Here is a 572-nt window from a genome sequence, read left to right as displayed (position 1 = left end):
ATCCGAATTTGACCCAGGGAGGCATGGGAACGGTTCTGCGTACTCGAGCTAAAAACCTCCCGAGCCATAAGTTCGATCTCCTTTTCTCCAACGACAGTGGTGGCGGAAATATTTTTGACGAGCTACCCAACGTAGAATTCAGACTGGTCAGGAAAGAGCGGCTCGAGAATTACCTGACGTTTACCTTAAGCCAACGTCGGTACGATGAAGTTATTTTTACTTCAGCGCCAGAAATTGCGAACAAGGTATTTGAGAGTTTACCTCTTGCGCTACGGGTGTATGAGTTCCACTCCTCCGATGTACGGGTGCTCTCATCTGAAGTGGAAAAGCTTGATCTGCGACGAGTAGATGAAGTGCGGGTTCCCTCAGATTATCTGGCGGGCATCATCCAAAGTCTGCTCCCTGCAAATGCGCAACGACTTGTTCGGGTAGTGCCAAACCAAGTTGATGAAGACATGTTCTTTGTAGATAAGCATGAGCATGGTATTGACTTGTCGCCTACGCTTATTTGGGTGGGTCAGTTTTCCCGGGCAAAGGGATACAACGATTTTCTCAGAGTCTTGGGTAATCTT

The 572-nt window shown here is 47.9% G+C and carries 1 protein-coding gene; it reads left to right on the top strand.

Features of this window, described 5'->3' with window-relative positions; genetic code table 11:
• Nucleotides 1–23: 23 nt before the first annotated feature.
• On the top strand, nucleotides 24–572 hold a 549-nt coding region (locus HMPREF1627_RS01935), incomplete at its 3' end, for a hypothetical protein (RefSeq protein WP_034500671.1).

It is taken from the genome of Actinomyces sp. S6-Spd3, assembly GCF_000758755.1.
Lineage (GTDB): Bacteria > Actinomycetota > Actinomycetes > Actinomycetales > Actinomycetaceae > Pauljensenia.
The sequence above is the reverse complement of the archived record's forward strand: the minus strand, read 5'-3'. Positions and strand labels throughout refer to the sequence as shown.